Raw genomic sequence first — 21,356 nt, 5'->3', positions numbered from 1 at the left:
ATCTTGAGAAGTCATGTTAGTAATTCCGGATCCGGGCAAAAACTTGCTGAAGTTTTGCGCTGTCTTTTACACCTGGGCTGCTTTCCACACCTGAGTTTAGGTCCAGGCCAAATAAGTCCTGGTTGCAGAGCTGTTTAAGCGCCTGTTCGATATTGTCGCTGTTAAGGCCACCGGCGAGCAGGGCTTTTGACAGATCCTGTTCGCTTGCTGTTAAGGTTTGCCAGTTAAAGGCCTGGCCGCTGCCGGCATTTTTGCCGTCGAGCACAAAGTGATCTGCCTGCTCGCTCAGCTGGGGCACTTCATCGACTACGGCAGATGCCTGCCATAGCTGGCACTGTGCGGGCAGTTTATCTTTCAGGGCCCGGATATAATCCGGGCTTTCACCGCCGTGTAGCTGCACTGCCCTTAAGTTGAGTGAACCGGCCAGTTCGGCGACCTCAAAGATGTCGTGATTTACAAAGACCCCGACATAATCGAGTTGTGGCACTTGTTCGATAATGGCTTGTGCCTGTGCCGTATCGATGCAGCGGGGGGATTTCCCGGCAAAGATCAAGCCGCCAAAACGGGCACCGGCATCGGCGGCAGCCTGGGCATATTCCGGGGCCGTTAAGCCGCAGACCTTGTTATTGCCAAAAACGAGCTTACGGCAGGCAAGGTCAATGTCCTCTTCTGCCATGATAGAGCTGCCTACCAGGAAACCGTCTACCGCCGGGGCCAATTCCCTGATCTGGGCATTGGTATAGATGCCGGACTCGGAAATAATGATGCGATCATCGGGTATGCTCGGCGCTAAATCAAAGGTACGGCCAATATCTGTCGATAAATCCCTTAAGTTTCGGTTATTGATGCCGATGAGTTTTGCCCCCAGGGCGATAGCCCTGTCGCGCTCTTGTTCGTTGGAAATCTCCGTGAGTATCGCTAAATTATATTGCTCGGCGATGGCGGCCAACTCCAGGTATTTTTCGTCATCGAGTACGCTCAGCATCAACAAAATAGCATCAGCGCCGTAATAGCGGGCCAGATAGACCTGGTAGGGGTCGATAAAAAAGTCTTTATTGAGCACAGGACAAGTCACGGTATCGGTGACAATTTTTAAATAGTCATAACTGCCCTGGAAGTATTTTTCATCGGTAAGTACCGAAATACCGGCGGCGTACTTATCATATTGCCTGCAAATGCTTTTAACATCAAAATCCGGGCGTATCAGACCTTTTGAAGGGGAAGCTTTTTTGCATTCTAAAATGAAGCCCGCCTCAGGTTTGCTGTTACTGCGTTTTAACGCGCCGTAGAGATCTTTTTTACTCGGTACTAAGTCATCAATAAAATTGCTAAGCGGTTTGGCTTTTTTAAGTTCCTCGACCGCTTCGCGTTTATCAAGAACAATTTTTTCAAGAACATTAGCCATTGGTTACCTCTTGCGTACTTGGCTTTTTATCTGCGGAAGGCTCTTGGTTGGCTGAGGGCTCATTAGAAACTTCCACCAGTTTTTCCAGGGTGGTTAGCGCCTTGCCGGAAGCCAATACTTCGCTGGCGAAGCTGGCAGCGGAGGCTAAATCATCACAGCGGCCGTTTAACTGCTCACGGTGTAAATAAAGCAATGCCGCACAATTGATGATCACCGCGGTATTATGGGCGGGTTCACCCTGGCCGGATAAAATAGCCTTGACGATATCGGCGTTTTCTTGCGGGGTACCGCCTTTGATGTCGCTAAGGGCATAAGTGTTCAGGCCGAAATCTGCCGGGCTGACGGTTTTTTGTGTGAGCTGGCCGTCGTTGATTTCGATGATTTGCGAGCTGCCGTGGATAGCAATTTCATCCAGGCCGCTGCCATGAACGACCCAGGCCTGTTTTATCCCGGTCAGTACCAAGCTTTTTGCCATGGTCTCCAGTAAATCCGGGGTATAGACACCCAATACCATAATGTCCGGGTGGGCCGGGTTTACCAGCGGGCCGAGGATATTAAACAGGGTTCTCACCCCCATGTTTTTTCTCACCGGGGCGGCATGTTTAAAGCCCGGGTGGTAGGCCGGGGCATATAAAAAGCAGATATTGGCCTGCTGCAGGCATAAGGCGGCGGTTTGCGGGCTTTTCATTAAATTCACGCCCAGGGCTTCGAGTAAATCTGCCGAGCCGGACATGGAAGAAACGCTGCGGTTGCCGTGCTTGGCCATTTTAAGGCCACAGGCGGCAGCCAGTATCGCTGCCGTGGTAGAAATATTGATGGTATCTGCACCATCGCCGCCGGTACCGACACAATCGGCCAGGGTAAAATTCTGCTTGGGAAAAGGAGTCGCTGAGCCGCGTATGGCAACGGCGGCACCGGCGATCTCTTGAGGTGTTTCCCCTTTGATTTTTAATGCGGTTAGTACCGAGGCCAGCAATTCTGGCGCTGTTTCTCCGCTGATCACCTGCTGGAAAAATTGCTCAGCCTGTGCCTGGCTAAGAGATTCACCGTTAACCAGTTGTTCAAGAATATTAGCCATGTGCTGCTCCTTGTTGGGGCTTTTCTTGGTGTTGCCCGATTAAATAACGAATGCTTTGCGCCAGTAAATGACTGCCGTAGGTGGTCAGGATAGACTCGGGATGGAACTGAAATCCTAAAGCATTATCCTGGCTGTGTTGTATCGCCATCGGCAGATTTATTTGCTGATCTGAGGCTGTTGTTGCCGTGAAATGGGCGATCACTTCCAGCTGCTCGGGCACGGATGTCGCTACCAGCGAATGGTAACGGGCAACGGGCAGGGGATTGCTGATATTTTCAAAGGCGCCGCTGCCGCTGTGGAATACAGGCGAAGATTTGCCGTGGACTATCTCCGGGGCCCTGCCGACGGTGCCGCCATAATGTTGTACCAGCGCCTGGTGTCCGAGGCAGATCCCCAAGATCGGGAACTGCCCGGCGGTTTTGGCGATCAGCTCCATCAGGCAACCGGCGTTACCTGGTTCACCGGGGCCGGGAGATAACACTAGCAGTACTTGCTGCTCGCAGGTCTGCATTTGCTTAATAATAAAATCGGCGCTTAAGGTATTGCGGTAAATCACCGGCTCCAAACCTAAGACCCTGAATTCATCCACCAGGTTATAGGTGAAGGAGTCGAGGTTATCGAGCATAAACACTTTTATGCCGGACAGGGACTGAGCCTCAGTTTTCTGGGAAAGTGTTGTCTGGGAAAGCGATGTCATACCTTGGCCTCCTGGTCGTTTGTGCTTACGGCGGCTTGTGCTGCCGCAATTTTAATTGCGCTGATCACCGCCTGGGCTTTTTGCCGGGTTTCATTGGCTTCTGCCTGGGGATCTGAATCATAGACCACCCCGGCGCCTGCCTGTATATAAGCGGTGCCGTTTCTGACAAAAGCAGAGCGGATCACGATACAGGTATCCATTTCCCCTTCACCGGTAATATAGCCGACGGCGCCGCCGTAACTGCCGCGGCGTTTGCCTTCATACTGGCGGATCAGGCTGGTGGCGCGTACTTTCGGCGCGCCGGAGAGGGTGCCCATGTTCATACAGGCCTGGTAGGCATGTAAGGCATCAAGATCACTGGACAAGGTGCCGCATACCCTTGAGACTAAATGCATGACATGGGAGTAACGGTCCACTTTTAGTAAATCGGCAATATGGCGGCTGCCGGGTTCGCTGACCCGGGCGATATCGTTACGGGCAAGGTCTACCAGCATAATATGCTCTGCCAGCTCTTTTTTATCCTGGCGCAATTCCAGCTCGATGCGATAATCGAGATCCAGGGATAATTTTCCGTCCGGGGTAAAACCGCGGGGCCGGGTGCCGGCGATGGGATAAATTTCTACCTGGCGGTTATGCTGCTGGTATTTGATCGCCGACTCGGGGGAAGCGCCAAAGATGCAAAAGTCCGGGTCGTTAAGGTAAAACATATAGGGGCTGGGGTTGCTGAGCCTCAGCGCCCGGTAGGCGTTAAGGCTGTCGCTGCAGGGCAAACTAAAGGTACGCGAGGGCACCACCTGGAAAATATCGCCTGCCAAAATATGTTCTTTCAGTGAACGGACAATTTTGCAAAAAGCCGCATCGTCCAGATCGCTGGTCACTTCCACCGGCCGGGCATCAGCGCTTTTGTTGGCTTTACCCGGGGTCTTGTCCATAGTGACCGGCTGCTCAAGTGTTTGCTTGATATCGGATAAGCGGCGGCTGATCTCAAAATAACATTTTTGCTGTTCAGGGCCGGAAAATACTGCGCCTATAATTTCACTGGAGCGTTTTTCGTGGTCGATCACCACCAGGGTTTCTGCCAGGTAATAAACATAATCCGGGCAGGTATTCTCGCCGTCAACGACATCCGGCAGCTGCTCGCTGCTGGCTATCATATCAAAGGCAAAAGCGCCGCCGAGAAATACTGCCAGCGGGTGATGGTCGCTGTTACTCATTTCCTGAAAGACCCGCAGACCCTGAAACGGGTTAACGGCTTTTAACCGGGAATTTTCATCGAGCTCAGTGGCACTTTCGGCAAAAGTGGCGTTAAAGCTCTGGTTATCGCCGCTGATATCGGCATGGGGGGCTAATTGTGCTTTGGCAAACGCCAGCGCCGCTTGCCCGTTGACGGATAAGGCGGTAAAGCTGACGGTTTTGCCGCGACAAACAATTTTTGCTGCGGCATCTGTCAGCAACAGACTTTTCAGCTGATGTTTTTTATCAATTTCCGCCGACTCCAGTAACAGGTTATTAAACCGGTCGCCGCACAGCTTTTGATAAACCGCCAGCGGATCTTCCTGATAGCGGGCCGAGCCCGAGAGGGTATTCACCGCCCCCGGCTTGGCATTAAGTTTGTTTATGCTCGAAGCTAGGCCATGGCTCATAACTGTTTTCCTGCCGCAGCAACAAAAGGTTTAATATCAGCCATCAGGCGGGAGAAATCATCCGCGGTTAATGCCTGGTGGCCGTCTGATAACGCTTCTTTGGGATTAAGATGGGCTTCGACGATAATACCGTCGGCGCCAACTGCCACGGCCGCACGGGAGAGGGGGTTGATCAGGGACTTGACGCCTGTACCGTGGGAAGGGTCGACAAAAACCGGTAAATGGGATTTTTCTTTTAAATAGGCCACGGCATTTAAATCCAGGGTATTGCGGGTGGCGGTTTCAAAGGTGCGAATGCCCCGTTCACACAAGATCACATTAGGGTTGCCGGCATTGATAATATATTCTGCCGCCAATAATAATTCTTCTAAGGTGGCGCTCATGCCGCGTTTTAATAATACCGCTTTATCCTGTTTACCGACGGCTTCAAGCAGGCGGAAGTTTTGCATATTGCGGGCGCCGATCTGGTAACAGTCGATATAGTCATGCATTAATTCGGCATCGCTGGGATCGATAATTTCGGAAACAACCGGCAACTGGTACTGCTCGCGCGCGGCTTTTAATAATTTTAACCCTTCAAGGCCCAGGCCCTGGAAACTATACGGGCTGGTGCGGGGTTTAAAGGCGCCGCCCCTAAGCAGCGGAACTCCCTGGTCTTTGATCATCTCGGCAACACCAAAGAGCTGGTCCTGGCCTTCGACCGAGCAGGGACCTGCAATCACGGTGAATTTTCCGCCGCCGACTTTGACGCCGCCGATGGAGATAATAGAGTCATGGGCCTGCAACTCCCGGCTGACTAACTTGTAGGGGCTTAATACCGGTTTTACGGCATCTACCATAGGGTAGCTGTCTAAATGGAGTTGCTTGAGTTTACGTTCATCACCGAGGGCGCCTAAAACGGTACGTTCTATGCCCGGCATGTAGAGGGGCTTAAGTCCCAGGCTGGCAATTTTATCAAGAATTTCATTGGCATCTGTTTCAGTTGCCTGGGGTTTTAATATTATGATCATGGTTATTTCCTAAATTATTTCTTAAAGGGTTGTCATCCGGCGTAAATGGGCAAAAGCCACCAGATAAACCAGCTTTTTACTTTAGTTGTTAACATCTTTAATTCCTCAACGAATAGCGCTAGTTGTCACGGTATAAACGCGGTATAAATGCGCTATAAATTAGTGTTAATAATATTTTATCTCTGGTTTTTGTTCGAGGTCACTTTTGACTGCATCGGACCTCTATTTTTCATGTGAATATATGCAAGGCTAAAAACGAAAAAACCCGCCTGGTAAGCGGGTTTTTAGAAATTTTTTGCATGCAAGCAAAGAACACAACCCACTTATGTAGAGTTATGCCACCACCAAATCAATGAAATAGTTTGTTTTGCTTGTATCATTATTGCCATCTTCACAGTAAAATTGCGTCGAACTAAAATATTATCCCCTATAGAAGAACCCATAATGGACCCGATGTCAACACCCAAGAGCCATGATTTTTCAAATTTACGTGTTGATTTACATAGCCATACCAATTGCTCCGACGGGGTGCTGACGCCGCAAACCCTGGTTGACCGCGCGGTAAACTGCCAGCTGGATGTGTTGGCGATCACCGATCACGACACCACCCGCGGCATTGCCATGGCCCAACAGTATATCCGGGACAAGCAAATGCCGCTGACGCTAATCAGCGGCATTGAAATCTCTACCGCCTGGCATGGTTTTGAAATTCATATTGTCGGCTTAAATATCGATACCGGTAACCCGCAGTTGCAGGCCCTGATCACACAGCAGCAACAAGCACGTGAATTAAGAGCGACTACTATGGGGGTCAAACTGGAAAAATGCGGTTTTCCCGGGGTTTATGATGCAGCAAAAGCCCTTGCCGGCGAGGGCTCTATTACCCGGGCCCATTTTGCCAAGGTCTTGCACCAGCAAGGCAGTGTCAGCACTATGCAGTCGGCCTTTGACAAATATATAGGTAAAGGCAAGCGGGCATTTGTTAAACCCGGTTGGTGTGAGATAAAAGAAGCAATAGCGGTTATCCATAGCGCGGGAGGGACTGCGGTGATGGCCCATCCGGTACGATATGATCTCTCCGCCAAGTGGTTGAGAAGGCTGATTGTACAGTTTAAAGAAGAAGGGGGTGATGCCCTGGAGATCGTGCTGCCGCAAATGAGTCCGGATCAACGTCGCCAAATGCTAACTTATTGTTTAGAATATGACTTATATGCATCTATGGGATCTGACTTTCATTATCCTACCAAGTGGAGCGATTTAGGCCGCCATTTGACCTTGCCGGATAACTGCAAGGCGGTGTGGCAACTGTGGCAATAGGCGGTTTGCTTTAAAGTAGCAAAAGCCGTTGCAAGAATAACAAACAGGAGTGAGTGATGAGTCAATTTTTTTATGTACATTCGGATAATCCGCAGGGCCGGCTGATGAAACAGGCGGCGGCGATGATCCATGAAGGTGCGGTCATTGTTTATCCCACTGACTCGGGTTATGCACTGGGCTGTCATATCGGGGATAAAAAAGCCCTGGATCGCATTTGCCAGATCCGGGAGATAGATAAAGAGCATAATTTTACCTTAGTTTGTCGGGACTTGTCGCACTTCTCCGAATATGCCCGTATCGATAACCCCGCATTTCGCCTGATTAAAAACAATACCCCGGGAGCCTATACTTTCATTTTTAAAGGGACTAAGGAAGTGCCCAAGCGCCTGTTAAACCCGAAAAAGAAAACCATAGGCATACGTTTGCCGGATAACGAAATCACCAAGGCGCTGCTGGAAGAGTTAAAAGAGCCGCTGATGTCCACCAGTTTGATTTTACCCGGGCAGGAAATGGCGGAATTTGATCCCGAGCATATACGCGATGTCCTGGAAAAGCGGGTGGATCTGATCATCAATGGCGGTTATCTCGGGGAGAAACCGACAACCGTGGTCGACTTTTCCGACGGCGATGCCCATGTTATCCGGGTGGGGGAAGGAGATCCGGCGCCCTTTGAATAAGCAAGTCGTGATAGTTTGTTAAGGTTTTCTTGAACATATGAGTCATAGTGCCGAGCCTGGTTTAGTCCGAGACAAAGCCGCAGGGGAAAAAGAGACCGGGGAAATGGTACAGCAGGTATTACCCCTGGCCTTTATCCGCGGCGAAGCCCTGATTGAAAAACCGCAAGATCTTTTTATCCCGCCGGATGCCCTTGAAGTGATCCTGGAGACTTTTGAAGGGCCGCTGGATTTATTGCTTTATCTTATTCGCAAACAAAAATTCGATATCATGGATCTGCCGATACTGCCGATCACCGAGCAATACATGGTTTATGTCGAGTTGATGAAAGATCTCAAGCTGGAGCTGGCGGCGGAGTATTTAGTGATGGCGGCGATCCTGGCGGAAATCAAATCCCGGCTGCTGTTGCCCAAACAAACGGTGGATGAGGAAGAAGAAGATCCCCGGGCGGAGCTGGTCAGGCGTTTGCAGGAATACGAAGTGATCAAGCAGGCCGCCGAAGATCTCGATGAGCTGCCGCGCCTGGAGCGGGATGTTTTTATTGCCGATGCGGCTCTGGCGGATAATTTTGTCCAGCGCCAGGTCCTGGCCGAAGTGAGCCTGGCGGAGCTGATGGCGGCCCTGAATGCGGTGATCAAAAGAAATAATGCCTTTGAGCATCATCATATTCATAAAGAAAGTTTATCTACCCGCGAACGCATGAGCGCGATATTAGCGCAATTAAAGCAGGCGCCGAAACAGGCCCCTTATGTCGAATTTAGTCGTTTGTTTACCCCCGGCGAAGGGCGTCAGGGAGTGGTGGTGACCTTTTTGGCCATTTTGGAATTAGTGAAAGAATCACTGATTGAGTGTATTCAAAGCCGGGTTTACGGCATGCTACAAGTGAGATTAAAAGGGTGAAGTCGATAACGGATGAAAAATTACAGTCTTTGGTGGAAGCGGCGCTTTTTATTGCCGGTAAGCCGATGACAGTACAAAGTCTGAAACAGGAATTGTTGCTCGATTATCAGGTCACCAATAAACGCATCAAGCAGGTGCTTGAGCAGTTAACACAAGATTACCAGGGTAGAGGCATAGCGTTGCTGAAGGTGGCTTCCGGTTATCGTTTTCAGGCCATTGCCGAGCACAGTGAAGATTTGTCGGCCTTATTTAAGGAAAAATCGCCGCGTTATTCCCGGGCATTATTGGAAACCCTGGCGCTGATCGCCTATAAACAGCCCATTACCCGGGGAGAAATCGAAGAGATCCGCGGCGTGGCGGTCAGCAGCCATATTATAAAAACCTTAACGGAAAGAAACTGGGTCAAGACGGTGGGTCATAAAGAGGTGCCAGGCCGTCCGGCCTTGTACGCCACCACTAATGCCTTTTTGGATTATTTTTCCCTAACCTCCCTGGCGCAGTTGCCAGAATTAATGCCGATTTCGGCATTATCCCTGGGCGATCATGATACAATGCCCGCTCAGGTAAGTGAAAACCGATAAAATCTAAGCGTTAATCCGCACCTTTGCCCATCAAAAGGCAAAAGTGCGGCTTAATTAAATCACAGAGCCAGATGCGTAGTGTTCCCGGTTTTTAAAGCGGGAAGGTGAAGCAACTGACGAGAGAGAGTTAAAGACCTATGTCTGAGAAGTTACAAAAAGTACTGGCGCGTGCCGGTAAAGGTTCACGCCGTGAAATGGAAACCGTGATCAGCCAGGGGCGGGTCAGTGTCGATGGTAAAACCGCCTACCTGGGAGACAGGGTTGAAGGTAATGAGCAAATCCGCATCGATGGCCATACCGTAGTGCTTAAGGACAAAGAGCAAGATCTCTGCCGGGTGCTGATGTATAACAAACCCGAAGGGGAAATGTGTACCCGTAAGGATCCCGAAGGGCGACCGACGGTTTTTGATCGCCTGCCGCCGCTGGAAGGGGGCCGCTGGGTGGCGGTAGGACGCCTGGATATTAATACCTCGGGCATGTTGCTGTTTACCACAGACGGCGAGCTGGCGAATCGTTTAATGCACCCGTCTCATAAGGTCGAGCGTGAATATGCGGTACGGGTTTTTGGCGAGGTGGATGAAGCCATGCTGCAGCGCCTGCGCGGCGGGGTAAAATTAGAAGATGGCCCGGCGCGTTTTCAAAAGATCACCTATCACGGCGGGGAAGGACGCAATCACTGGTTCCATGTGGTGCTTTCTGAAGGGCGTAACCGCGAAGTACGCCGCTTATGGGAAAGCCAGGATGTCCAGGTCAGCCGTTTGATCCGGGTCCGTTACGGCAATATGGAAATGCATCGTCAGCTGCCGCTAGGGGGCTGGACCGAGTTGGGCTTAAAGGAAGTGAACTATTTCCGCAAGCTGGTAAGTTTGCCGCCGGAAACCAAGAGTAAGGTTAAAGTGGACGAAAAAGCCATTGATAACGCGAAAAGTCGCCGTATCCGCCGCTCGGTGAAAAAACACCAGCACAGAACCCAGCAGGCTAACCGCAGAAGACGGACCTAAGGGTTGTCATCCAAAGCGCCCGGTGCCAATGTCGGGGGCAATTTAGTGCAAGCCTCTGGCAACAGGGGCCTTTTCGTTTTATATTAGCTTTTTATTTTAGCCGCGGCTAACAGGAATTTTTGTGCAAGAGAATCAATTACAACAGCATTATATTGAAGATTTTAGCTCTCTGACTGATTTGTGCCGGCAACTGAGTCATTCAAAGGTGCTGGCGATTGATACCGAATTTGTCCGCACCCGTACCTTATACCCCAAACTTGGTCTGTTGCAGGTATGTAACGGCGAGCACCTGGCCCTGATTGACCCGGTTGCCATCGACGATCTTTCACCATTTTGGCAGTTATTGACTAACGGCGATATTGTTAAGGTTTTGCATGCCTGTTCGGAAGATTTGGAAGTGTTCTTATGTGCCGCCAATTGCAAACCCGTTAACCTGATTGACAGCCAGATCATGATGTCCTTTTTAGGGCAGGGGCTGTCTATGGGCTATGCCGCGATGATCCAGCACTATACCGGTATTGAGCTGGATAAATCCGAGTCCAGAACCGACTGGACCAAAAGGCCTTTAAGTGAGCGCCAGCTCAGTTATGCCCGTGCGGATGTGCTGCATCTTTTTAAGGTGTACCCGCAAATACTTAAACAGCTTACCGACTCCGGCTGGCTGGAGGCCGCAGAGGAAGAAACCCGGTTACTGATCGAACGTAAATTTAAGCCGGTTGATGAAGATATCCTGTACCGTAACCTTAAAATGAGCTGGCGTTTAAATACCAAACAGCTCAACAATTTAAAATTCCTGGCAAGGTGGCGTTACCAGCGGGCCAAGGTACGGGACCTGCCTTTGGGTTTTATTGCCAAGGACGACACCCTGATCGCGCTTTCGCAGCGTGCGCCAAAAAGTGTCGGCGCCATGGCCCATATCGAAGGTATAGATGTGCTTGATATCAGGCATCAGGGCAAAGCCATGCTGGCGGTATTAAAACAGGCGGATGCGGTGAGCGAAGAGAGCTATCCGGATAAAATTATTCGTCTGGATGAATACCCGGGTTATAAGCAGATTTTTAAGAAGGTGAAAAATTTCATCGCAAGCGAGGCCAAAGACGCCAACCTGGCGGTGGAAAATCTGGCGTCCAAAAAACAAATCAACCAGTTTCTCAGTTGGTATTTTAAAATTAACGGCGCCGGGCAGGATACGGCTTCGGTGGATATTTTGTTGAACTGGCGTTTGAAACTGTTCGGCGAGAAGTTGCAGCGCTTTGCCGAAACAGGCTTTGGCGAGGCAAAATAACGGCAAAAGCACTTTTGCCAGTTAATACCGGCTTATTTTACCTCAGCGGATATGAAAAGTTGATGGAAAATAAGCCAACCCCTACCTTGGCGTGGTAGCCGCGAGAGAAAAAACGTGAATTCGTGGCAATGCACATGCTATATTGGCGGTCTGTTTTTTCATATTTTCAATATTGAATTTTCATCTTCAGCCGATTTTGATACTAAGGTCTCCATTATGCTATGTGCGGTTTATAGAAGCCCGAAAAAAGAACAAACTTATCTCTTTATCAAACAACGTGACGACTTCTCCGATGTACCCGCTCCCCTGATGTCTACCTTTGGTACCCCGCAGCTGGTTACCCTGGTTAATTTAGCCACCAAAGAAAAACTGGCGCTGGCAGATATCGAAAAAGTAAAAACGAATTTAACCGAGCAGGGTTATTATTTACAGTTACCGCCGCCGAAGGAAGATTTGTTGGCCGAGCATAAGGCGATGCAAAAACAACAGCAGGAGCGCAACTGATATGACTGCGAACTTTCTTTTAGGCAATAAAGTGAAAGCGGCCCTGGTGTCTTTGGCATTAAGCACCGGTTTGTTATCGGCTAATAGCTTTGCGGTTGAAGCTGAGACATCTGAGGTACAAAAGCCCAGTTTTGAAACTTATGTTGAACAGCTAAAAGCCGAAGCGCTGGAGAAAGGTTTTACTCAGGACTTGCTCGACAGCAGTTTTGCCAATGTGACCTTTCACAAACGTGCGGTTAAAGCGGATCGCAACCAGCCGGAAAAAGTAGAAACCCTTGATACTTATTTACCTAAGAGGGTACCTGACTGGAAAGTTAACCGTGCCCGGGAAATGTTTCAGACCCACAGGGAATTGCTGAGCCAGATAGGGGACAAGTACCGGGTGCAGCCAAGGTTTATTGTTGCCTTATGGGGCCTGGAGACTAACTTTGGCCGTATTATGGGCAACTATAATGTTATTTCTGCCTTATCAACCCTGGCTTATGAAGGCCGCCGTGAAGCTTTCTTTAAAAAGCAGTTATGGGCGGCGCTGACCATCTTGGAGCAGGGACATATCGGTATAGACAAGATGAAGGGCTCCTGGGCCGGCGCTATGGGGCAAAACCAGTTTATGCCGACCTCTTTTGTCAGTTATGCGGTCGACGGTGACGGCGACGGTAAAAAAGACATCTGGGGCAACCACGCCGATGTCTTTGCTTCGATGGCCAATTATTTAAGTAAGGAAGGCTGGAGTGATGAACTTACCTGGGGACGCCAGGTGAAATTACCGGAGAACTTTGACCATTCGCTGGCGATCCCGAAAAATACCGGCAGCCGGAAAAACTGGCTCAAAGCCTGGGCCGAATCGGAAAAATCGCTGGCAGAATGGCAGCAACTCGGGGTACGTCGCAGTGACGGTACTAACTTGCCTAAAGTCAACATTAAGGCTGCCCTGGTGTTTCCTGATGATGAGAACGGCCGGGTGTACCTTGCTTATGATAACTATAAGAGCTTGATGCACTGGAACCTTTCTTATTATTTTGTCAGCTCGGTGGGGCACTTGTCAGACAGGATCAAGTTTCCGCCGCTAAAAGTGGCAAAAGAAAAGTAAATCGCGGCAAATTTTTGTTATAATGCAACGCCCGGACAGTGAACTGCCCGGGCGTTTTTCATTATTTAAAGCAGTTAAACGGTAAATCAGTTGAGCATGAGCAGTAACAAAAACGAAGCAGCACAAGTCCCTTTCTGGGAAAGTAAAACCCTGGCACAAATGACCCGGGAAGAGTGGGAGTCCTTGTGTGACGGTTGTGCCAAATGCTGCCTGCACAAGTTTATCGATGATGAAACCACAGACGAAACCACTGAGCTTTTGCCGACCGATCATATCGCTGAAGATGAGCATATGGTCTATTCCAGCATTGCCTGTTTTTTATTAAACGACAAGACTTGTCAGTGCTCCCAGTACCAAAAAAGAACCACTTTGGTGCCTGATTGTGTCAGGCTGACCCAGGATAATCTTGATGATGTCTTTTTTATGCCGCCCAGTTGCACCTACCGGCGTTTGAACGAGGGGCGGGGCATGCCTTCCTGGCACCCTTTACTGCATAAGGGGAAAAAGTCTGCCATGCATAAAGCCGGCATGTCGGTGCGGGGGAAAGTTATTAAGGATGATCAGGTCAACCTGGATGAGTTTGAAGATTATATTGTACTGTGGCCATTGGATGATATCGATTAACTTGAGTAATGCCAGACAATAAAGCTATTACACAACAAAACCAGAGTGAAGGCACAGCGGTGACTTAAGGTATTCATCGCTTTGTTTTGTCAGATCTTTTTACATACCTTCTATATTGTTTTTGCTATTTCTTTATCTTTAATTTCTACGGCTAGCTAATAAAAAGATTTATATTCATTTAAATCAGTTTGTTGCCATGGCTTTATTCTTAAGCTCCCGATATAAAATATATTTTCCTCTCCTGATCTGCCAAATCAGAATAATTACTTCTAGTATAAAAAACACGCTGAAATCGTCTGTTTTTTTTACAGCTTGTTTGGCTGATTATAAATGGATTATTTTAAGTGTCTGTTTTTGTTTGTTATTTAATGTTTGGCGTGGTTGATGCTTGGTAGCCAGCAGTAGTTCGTAGTTTCAGGCAGTAACTAATTGATAGGTGTACATAATTAAATAACTTATAAAACAATGATAAGGAAACTCTATGAAATATCATGGACTGATGAAGAAAATCACGCTCGGTATCCTGGCCGGCGTTCTATCTGCTAATGCAAACGCAACATACCTGTCTATCGCCGCTGAAGGCGGATTCAACCATTACACTGAAGATCTGGCACAAGGTGTCGCCTCTACTGAATATGTCAGTCAAATGCCTGATGGTACCCTGGTCGCTGACGCGGACCAAAGCGGCGGAGCTACTGTTCATGAAGGTTTACGCTGGGGAGGGAACGGAACTTACAGCTCATTAGTCCTGGAAAACTTTGCCCCTGATATCGATGCTTTAGATACCGCTTATGCCGTATCAGCCATTACCCATAATAATTTTGATATCAGTGCGCAATTTGCCTGGTTGATGACGGCCTCTATTGCCGGCTCGCTGGAGTTCAGCAGTAGCCATTCCGGCGGCATCGCGGCGGGTTTTGGCAGCACGACTGTGGTTGATGATTTTACCAGTGACGTCAGTACAGAATTTAACATTGATTTTAAAGAAACCTTTAATACCAGTTCGACTGATACCTGTGAGCGTGTCAGTGATGATGTCGATCCCAGCAGCGGTGATCATGTCTTTGTCTCTGCATGTGATGATTACTTTGATTTTTCAGTAGATAACCCGGACCCTTTACCCGATTCCCTGCCATTCTCGATCCCTTTCTATATTGACGGTGAGCACTTTGCGTTAACGGTTTTCTTTTCTGAAGACGGTGTTGCCCCGATAGACCGCGACCGTTTATGGACGGAAGAAGAAAAGTCATCCACTTTTTATACCATGGTGAGCTTAAGTCGGGTTCCTGAGCCGGAAACCTTGTTGTTACTTGGTATGGGCTTGTTAGGAATGGGCTTTAAGCGAAGAAATAAAAAGGCTTAAGACTAAGCTGAGTTTATCATAGATCACCTCAAGCCCCGTTCAGGGGCTTTTTACTTTATCGGTAACGATGAATGAGCCAGTTGTTCAGATCTTTAAGTTGAGACTTTTAATCACTAATGCCCCTTCAGCTTTTTCCCCGCGCGTGAAATCTGTCGATAATTTTTAGCAAAATCGATAACTTTCAGTCATCTGTATAAGGTATTACCAATTTGAATATTCAAAATAGCCCTAATCTTGTTTTTTGCTGTGTTATCGTGCTGCGATAAGTGGTACAACATTAAAGGGACAAAAGAAAGTCTAGGAAATATAACGCAGTACTTAGTATTTCATGTGTTCGCTCTCGCTAATTTTACTTTGTTGAAGGTGTTTTATGATCATAGGAATTCCCTCGGAGTCACAAACGGGTGAAAATCGCATTGCCGGTTCACCGACCGCAGTGGCTGCATTAATTAAATTAGGTTTTTCGGTGCAAGTGGAGTCGGAGGCCGGAAGTCGAGCCAGTTTTACCGATGAAGAATTTATCAATGCCGGGGCCACCATAGTTGATGCCAAAACCAGTTTTGCATCGGATCTGGTGTTGAAGGTCAATGCACCGACACAGGAAGAAGCCAGTTTATTAAAACCCGGCAGCACCTTAGTCAGTTTTATTGCCCCCGCGCAAAATGGCGAACTACTCGACACCTTGAGCAATAAATCAGTCACTACCCTGGCCATGGAAATGGTACCGAGAATGACGCGCTCGCAATCCATGGACGCCCTGAGTTCGATGGCGAACATTGCCGGATACCGGGCGGTGATAGAAGCCACCCATCACTTTGGCCGCTTCCTTACCGGGCAGATCACCGCCGCCGGTAAAATGCCGCCGGCAAAAGTGATGATCATCGGCGCCGGTGTTGCCGGGCTCGCCGCCATAGGTACCGCCGGCAGTTTAGGGGCGATAGTGCGCGCCTTTGATACCCGTCCCGAGGTGAAAGAACAAATTGAAAGCATGGGGGCGGAATTCCTGGAGCTGGACTACGAAGAGCCGGAAGATACCGGCTCAGGAGACGGTTATGCCAAGGAAATGAGCCAGGCCTTTATCGATGCCGAAATGGCGTTATTTGCCGCCCAGGCCAAAGAGGTCGATATTATTATCACCACGGCGATGATCCCGGGTAAACCGGCGCCGAAACTTATTACCGAAGAAATGGTGCGCTCGATGAAACCCGGCTCTATAGTGGTGGATTTAGCCGCTGCCGGGGGAGGCAACTGTGAGTTAACCCAGGCGGGAGAAATTACCGAGGTGGCGGGGGTAACTATTATCGGTTATACCGACCTGGTTTCCCGTTTGCCTAACCAGGCGTCACAGCTTTATGCCAATAATCTGGTTAACCTGCTTAAACTGCTTTGTCCGGAAAAAGACGGCAGCTTGAACATTGACTTTGACGACCAGGTCATACGCAATATGACGGTGGTGAAAAATGATGAAGTGACCTTTCCGCCACCACCGATCCAGGTGAGTGCGGCGCCGGCTAAACCTCAGGTGGCCCCGGTAGCAGCTGCTGCCGAAGACAAGCAGCCAAAATCTAATACCAAGAAACACTTGGCTATGTTAGTCGGTGCAGGCTTATTTGGCTGGGTCGCCAGTGTTGCCCCGGCGGATTTTCTTTCCCACTTTACCGTGTTTGTGCTTGCCTGCGTTATCGGTTATCACGTGGTCTGGAATGTGTCCCATTCGCTGCATACACCGCTGATGAGTGTCACCAATGCCATTTCCGGCATTATCGTGGTCGGCGCGCTGTTGCAGGTAGGGCAGGATAATCTCCTGATCCAGATATTGGCAGGCATTGCCGTGCTCATTGCCACCATTAATATTGTTGGTGGCTTTGTTGTCACCAACCGTATGTTAAAGATGTTCAGGAAATAAGGGGTCAGTCATGGAAGTTTCTTTAGGTTTGATTTCGGCCGCTTATGTTATTGCCGCTTTGTTGTTTATCTTCAGTTTGGCGGGCTTGAGTAAGCAGGAGTCCGCCGAGTCGGGCAACTGGTACGGGGTGATAGGCATGATCATCGCCCTGGCGGCGACTATTGCCGATGAGCGGGTGTCGAACATTCATATTATTGTCGGCACTATGATAGTCGGTAGCCTGATAGGGTTACGCCTGGCAAAAAAAGTAGAAATGACAGAAATGCCCGAGCTGGTGGCGATATTACACAGCTTTGTCGGTTTAGCCGCAGTATTGGTCGGTTATAACAGTTATTTTGAAATGCAACATGGCCCGGGCCTGAACCTGACGGCTGAGCAGCAGATGGCAACTAATATTCATCTTGTCGAGGTGTTTTTAGGGGTCTTTATCGGCGCGGTGACCTTTACCGGCTCTGTAGTTGCTTTTGGTAAATTAAGAGGGGTAATTAACTCGGCGGCGCTGATGTTACCCCACAGGCATAAAATGAATTTGCTTGCCGGTATCGCTTCTGTGGTCTTGATGGTGATTTTTGTCCAGCAGGGGGGCAGCGATCTGCATCTTTATATTATGACCGGCATTGCCCTGGTGTTTGGCTGGCATCTGGTGGCCTCTATTGGCGGCGCGGATATGCCTGTGGTGGTCTCTATGCTTAACTCCTATTCTGGTTGGGCGGCAGCGGCAGCCGGTTTTATGCTCAGCAACGATTTGCTGATTGTTACCGGCGCCCTGGTGGGGTCATCGGGGGCTATCCTGTCTTATATCATGTGTAAGGCCATGAACCGCTCGTTTATCAGTGTTATTGCCGGCGGTTTCGGTACCGATGTCAAAGTCGACAGTGAAGCGGACTATGGCGACCATGTGGAAATTCAGGCGGAAGCGGTCGCGGAATTACTTTCCGGCGCCAAGTCAGTCATTATTACTCCGGGTTACGGTATGGCGGTGGCCCAGGCACAATATCCGGTTTATGAAATGACCCAGCAGTTAAAAGCCAAAGGGGTGGATGTGCGTTTTGGCATACATCCGGTGGCGGGACGTTTGCCCGGACATATGAATGTATTACTGGCGGAAGCCAAGGTGCCCTATGATATTGTGCTGGGTATGGATGAGATCAATGATGATTTTTCCGATACCGATGTGGTCCTGGTTATCGGCGCCAATGATACCGTTAACCCGGCGGCGGCTGAAGATCCCAGCAGTCCGATTGCCGGTATGCCGGTACTGGAAGTGTGGAATGCGAAAAATGTGATCGTTTTTAAACGCTCTATGAATACCGGTTATGCCGGCGTACAGAATCCGCTGTTCTTTAAAGACAATACCCAGATGTTGTTTGGCGATGCTAAAGAGTCGGTGGAGATGATTTTCAAGGCGATGTAGTTTTTGTTGTTCGTTTAAACAAGCTCAAACCTGTTCAGGCCAGTCATTAATGACTGGCCTGTTTTTTTGTTTTTCACCTTAAGTGAGGATAGAAACTATAGTCTTAATCCTGACTCGTCGCCTTCTGCATGATTTTAGCACCGGCAAGCGCCCGTTCGGTCAGTGTGGTCACGATATTACCAGAGACGGTATCGTATGGGGGAACAAAGAGATCATTTTGAAAAAATGTTGGATTATTATCGATGATCGGATTGCTCTCTACCAGGCTGGAGGCTGCCACCATAGATAATGAAGTGACGATACGGTTTTGCACTTGTTTACCGATAAAGTAGTTGGCAAAAATTTCCGCTGCTTCGAGCTTTTTGCCTTTTAAAGAATGGACAAAGTTAATGGTATCCAGCCACACCATGCTGCCTTCTTTAAACTGGATCAACTGCCAGTTGTTGCCTTTAGTGTTTTCCCGCATGATCTCCGGTCCCCAGCTGCTGACAATATGCAAGTTTTCGTGAAATACCGGCCCGCTATGCCATAAATGACCGGCATTGGCATAAAGGCGGGTGAGTTTGGTTATCAAGTCGCTGTTTTCGGCTTTAAGTTCGATCAGCCGGGCATGCTGGTGTTTGCGCACCAGTTCATTGATATAAAAGGGAGATTTTCCCATCGACATCAGGGTAATACCGATATTGTACCATTCCTGGCTGAGGTTATAGGAAACCCGGCCTTGCCATTTCGGCAGCCATAAGTCGTTCAGGGAGACGGGAATGTCTTGTTTCTCCACCTGATTGCGGTTGACATAAAAACCATAAGCACCGCCGCCCCAGGGAATATAGAACTTTTTATTCTCGACCATGCCCATGGGAATATCGGTCAAGCTCGGCTCCAGTGCTTGATAATTGCTGAGTCTGGGGGACTGGGTATTGATGGGCTGTAATAAATGCAGCATACGCTGGTGCTGCATTTTAATAAAAAATAAGGTCAGAAAAGTAACATCTGCCTTGCCGGCGCGGATGACATTAAACATCTGATCGGCATCATCGGCAAAAGGGGTGATCACTTTGGCTTCAATGTCATAGTTTTGCTCAGAAAGCAGTTTGTTAACCTGGGTTAAGTCCTGCTTGGTGACGTAACCGTCCCAGGTAAAGATACGTAAGCTTTCCTTAGCCCACAACTCCCCGGTGCTGCAAAGACAAAAAATAAGCCCTATGGCTATTTTACCGGAGATGTTACGCAAGCTGTTGTGCCACACGCCTTAATAAATCCTGATGTTAGGTCGGTGTACCTAGTATAGAAGTGATCTTTAGCGCCAGCTAACAGGGGCAAAAGCTTTTTTGCTATTCCCGGCTTTTGCCGGTAGCATGTTTTTTCTTATTTTTTAATATGTTTTGTGTTTATTTGGCATCAATGGGGAGTGGTCTGTGATAGAAGCCTGGCTGGGGACGATAAATGGTTATTTGTGGGGCAGCATTTTAATTTATTTGCTGACTGCCTGCGGCCTGTGGTTTACCTGGCGTCTTAAGGGCATACAGTTTCGGCACTTTTTTCATATGTTTTCCCTGTTAGGATCAAGCAGGAAAGCCAATTCAGGGTCTGGTAGCGAGCAAGGTGAAGCGAAAGTACCGTCACCCCAGGGGATTTCTTCGTTTCAGGCGTTGTGTACTACGCTTGCGGCGCGGGTAGGGACAGGTAATCTTATGGGGGTGGCGGTGGCTATCTCCCTGGGGGGAGCAGGTGCCGTGTTCTGGATGTGGCTGATAGCTTTGTTGGGTATGGCTACCGCCTTTGCCGAAAGCAGTCTGGGACAGCTTTATAAAGAAAAGGACGGTAATAATGCCTTTCGTGGCGGCCCGGCTTATTATATGCGCAAGGGATTAAAAAGCCCGGCGCTGGCGGTGACTTTTTCTTTGTGTCTTTTTTTCGGCTACGGTTTTGTCTTTAGCTCGGTGCAGGCCAATTCCATCACCAGTGCTTTTTATGGCTCTTTTGGTGTTCCGCCTGTCACTACGGGTATTATTATCACTATCTGCGCTGCCTTGGTTATTCTTGGCGGTTTACGAAATATCGCCCGTTTTGCCGAGCTTACCGTACCTTTTATGGGGATAGCCTACCTTTTGGTGTCTATTGCCATCGTGCTGCTCAATGCAGAGGCTATTCCGGGCATCATCACGGATATTATTGCCTCGGCCTTTGGCCTTAAAGAAGCAGGCTCCGGCCTGGTAGGGGCGGCGATAGTGCAGGGGGTCAAACGCGGGCTTTATTCCAATGAAGCAGGTATGGGCAGTTCACCTAATGCGGCGGCGGCGGCCATTCCTTATCCGCCCCATCCCGTGTCCCAGGGTTATATCCAGATGCTGGCGGTTTTTTTCGATACCCTGGTGATCTGCTCCTGTACCGCCTTTGTTATTTTACTGAGCCCGGTGCAAGGGGATAATATCCAGGGAATTTTATTAACCCAGCAGGCCTTTGCCAGCCAGGTCGGGGCCTGGGGCAGTGACTTTATCACGGTGGCGATTTTGCTGTTTGGCTTTACTTCTATCGTGGCCAACTTTGCCTATGCCGATAATAACCTGAAATATTTAAAGCTGGATCATGCTGCCGGCCACTGGTTTTTAAGAATTGGCTTTTTAGGCATGCTGGTGTTTGGCTCCGTGGCCTCCCTGCCACAGGTGATTGCCATGGCGGATTTAGCCACAGGATTGATGACAGTGGTCAATGTAGTGGCGCTGTTTTTACTCTCGAAAGTGGTGCTGGTGATCAGCCAGGATTATCACAGGCAATTACAGCAGAAAAAAGTCCCGTGCTACCGGGCCAGCCAGGAGCAGCAGCAAGGTTTTAATTTAACCGCCAAGATCTGGTCAGATTGATG

At 49.1% G+C, this 21,356-nt stretch carries 19 protein-coding genes; 13 read left to right on the top strand and 6 right to left on the bottom strand.

The genetic code is table 11. The features are described from left to right. Positions 1-16: 16 nt before the first annotated feature. Genes trpCF through aroF form a run of 5 tightly spaced genes read right to left on the bottom strand, consistent with a single transcriptional unit; the run spans position 17 to position 5,833 of the window. Positions 17-1,405 carry a bifunctional indole-3-glycerol-phosphate synthase TrpC/phosphoribosylanthranilate isomerase TrpF gene (trpCF, locus tag SG35_RS17435; RefSeq protein ID WP_044831739.1) on the bottom strand — a complete coding sequence of 463 codons (1,389 nt, stop codon included), beginning with the start codon at positions 1,403-1,405 and terminating at the stop codon, positions 17-19. Beyond that, complete coding sequence (gene trpD, locus SG35_RS17430) at positions 1,398-2,483, bottom strand: anthranilate phosphoribosyltransferase (protein WP_044831738.1); 1,086 nt, start codon at positions 2,481-2,483, stop codon at positions 1,398-1,400. The genes trpCF and trpD overlap by 8 nt, the downstream gene beginning before the upstream one ends. After that, positions 2,476-3,120 carry an aminodeoxychorismate/anthranilate synthase component II gene (locus tag SG35_RS17425; RefSeq protein WP_044831789.1) on the bottom strand — a complete coding sequence of 215 codons (645 nt, stop codon included), beginning with the start codon at positions 3,118-3,120 and terminating at the stop codon, positions 2,476-2,478. Before SG35_RS17425 ends, trpD begins: the two co-directional genes overlap by 8 nt. A gap of 56 nt (positions 3,121-3,176) precedes the next feature. Next, on the bottom strand, positions 3,177-4,823 hold the full coding sequence (locus tag SG35_RS17420; RefSeq protein WP_044831737.1) for an anthranilate synthase component 1: 1,647 nt from the start codon (positions 4,821-4,823) through the stop codon (positions 3,177-3,179). Then, a complete protein-coding gene (aroF, locus tag SG35_RS17415) occupies positions 4,820-5,833 on the bottom strand; it encodes a 3-deoxy-7-phosphoheptulonate synthase (RefSeq protein ID WP_044831736.1) in 1,014 nt (337 codons plus the stop codon). The genes SG35_RS17420 and aroF overlap by 4 nt, the downstream gene beginning before the upstream one ends. Positions 5,834-6,277: 444 nt before the next feature. On the opposite strand from aroF, the gene rnm reads away from it, so the two are divergent. The 12 genes from rnm (at position 6,278) to pntB (ending at position 18,493) form a co-directional block, all read left to right on the top strand. Continuing rightward, positions 6,278-7,150, top strand: coding sequence for an RNase RNM (rnm, locus tag SG35_RS17410; protein ID WP_084692588.1), 873 nt, complete (start codon positions 6,278-6,280; stop codon positions 7,148-7,150). A gap of 56 nt (positions 7,151-7,206) precedes the next feature. Continuing rightward, the gene (locus SG35_RS17405; protein ID WP_044831735.1) at positions 7,207-7,827 is read left to right on the top strand and encodes an L-threonylcarbamoyladenylate synthase; all 621 of its coding nucleotides are present in this window, start codon (positions 7,207-7,209) and stop codon (positions 7,825-7,827) included. Between the two features lie 37 nt (positions 7,828-7,864). Next, complete coding sequence (locus SG35_RS17400; protein ID WP_084692587.1) at positions 7,865-8,725, top strand: segregation and condensation protein A; 861 nt, start codon at positions 7,865-7,867, stop codon at positions 8,723-8,725. Then, entirely contained in the window at positions 8,722-9,306 is a 585-nt protein-coding gene (scpB, locus tag SG35_RS17395; RefSeq protein ID WP_044831734.1) for an SMC-Scp complex subunit ScpB, read from the top strand. The genes SG35_RS17400 and scpB overlap by 4 nt, the downstream gene beginning before the upstream one ends. 137 nt (positions 9,307-9,443) lie before the next feature. Beyond that, positions 9,444-10,307, top strand: a complete 864-nt coding sequence (gene rluB, locus SG35_RS17390; protein WP_044831733.1) for a 23S rRNA pseudouridine(2605) synthase RluB — start codon at positions 9,444-9,446, stop codon at positions 10,305-10,307. Positions 10,308-10,428: 121 nt separating this feature from the next. Continuing rightward, positions 10,429-11,592 (top strand): ribonuclease D, encoded by a 1,164-nt coding sequence (gene rnd / locus SG35_RS17385; protein WP_044831732.1) that lies wholly within the window; start codon positions 10,429-10,431, stop codon positions 11,590-11,592. Positions 11,593-11,808: 216 nt separating this feature from the next. After that, a complete protein-coding gene (locus tag SG35_RS17380) occupies positions 11,809-12,096 on the top strand; it encodes a YcgL domain-containing protein (protein ID WP_044831731.1) in 288 nt (95 codons plus the stop codon). 1 nt (position 12,097) lies between these two features. Continuing rightward, a complete protein-coding gene (locus tag SG35_RS17375) occupies positions 12,098-13,186 on the top strand; it encodes a lytic murein transglycosylase (protein WP_044831730.1) in 1,089 nt (362 codons plus the stop codon). 96 nt (positions 13,187-13,282) lie between these two features. Further along, the gene (locus SG35_RS17370) at positions 13,283-13,810 is read left to right on the top strand and encodes a YcgN family cysteine cluster protein (RefSeq protein ID WP_044831729.1); all 528 of its coding nucleotides are present in this window, start codon (positions 13,283-13,285) and stop codon (positions 13,808-13,810) included. Between the two features lie 481 nt (positions 13,811-14,291). Further along, the gene (locus SG35_RS17365) at positions 14,292-15,173 is read left to right on the top strand and encodes a THxN family PEP-CTERM protein (RefSeq protein ID WP_044831728.1); all 882 of its coding nucleotides are present in this window, start codon (positions 14,292-14,294) and stop codon (positions 15,171-15,173) included. Positions 15,174-15,543: 370 nt separating this feature from the next. After that, positions 15,544-17,079 carry a Re/Si-specific NAD(P)(+) transhydrogenase subunit alpha gene (locus SG35_RS17360; RefSeq protein WP_044831727.1) on the top strand — a complete coding sequence of 512 codons (1,536 nt, stop codon included), beginning with the start codon at positions 15,544-15,546 and terminating at the stop codon, positions 17,077-17,079. A gap of 10 nt (positions 17,080-17,089) precedes the next feature. Then, the gene (gene pntB / locus SG35_RS17355; RefSeq protein WP_044831726.1) at positions 17,090-18,493 is read left to right on the top strand and encodes a Re/Si-specific NAD(P)(+) transhydrogenase subunit beta; all 1,404 of its coding nucleotides are present in this window, start codon (positions 17,090-17,092) and stop codon (positions 18,491-18,493) included. Between the two features lie 103 nt (positions 18,494-18,596). Here pntB and SG35_RS17350 read toward each other — a convergent pair whose 3' ends face one another. Beyond that, positions 18,597-19,739 (bottom strand): ABC transporter substrate-binding protein, encoded by a 1,143-nt coding sequence (locus tag SG35_RS17350; protein WP_236702537.1) that lies wholly within the window; start codon positions 19,737-19,739, stop codon positions 18,597-18,599. A 169-nt stretch (positions 19,740-19,908) separates the two neighbouring features. Between SG35_RS17350 and SG35_RS17345 the strand changes: the two genes are divergently transcribed. Further along, positions 19,909-21,354: an alanine/glycine:cation symporter family protein gene (locus tag SG35_RS17345; protein ID WP_044831725.1), complete on the top strand. Its 1,446-nt coding sequence runs from the start codon at positions 19,909-19,911 to the stop codon at positions 21,352-21,354. Positions 21,355-21,356 lie beyond the last annotated feature (2 nt).

Origin of the sequence: Thalassomonas actiniarum (assembly GCF_000948975.2) — a bacterium.
Lineage (GTDB): Bacteria > Pseudomonadota > Gammaproteobacteria > Enterobacterales > Alteromonadaceae > Thalassomonas > Thalassomonas actiniarum.
Note: the sequence above shows the minus strand (reverse complement) of the source record. Positions and strands in the feature narration are given on the sequence as shown.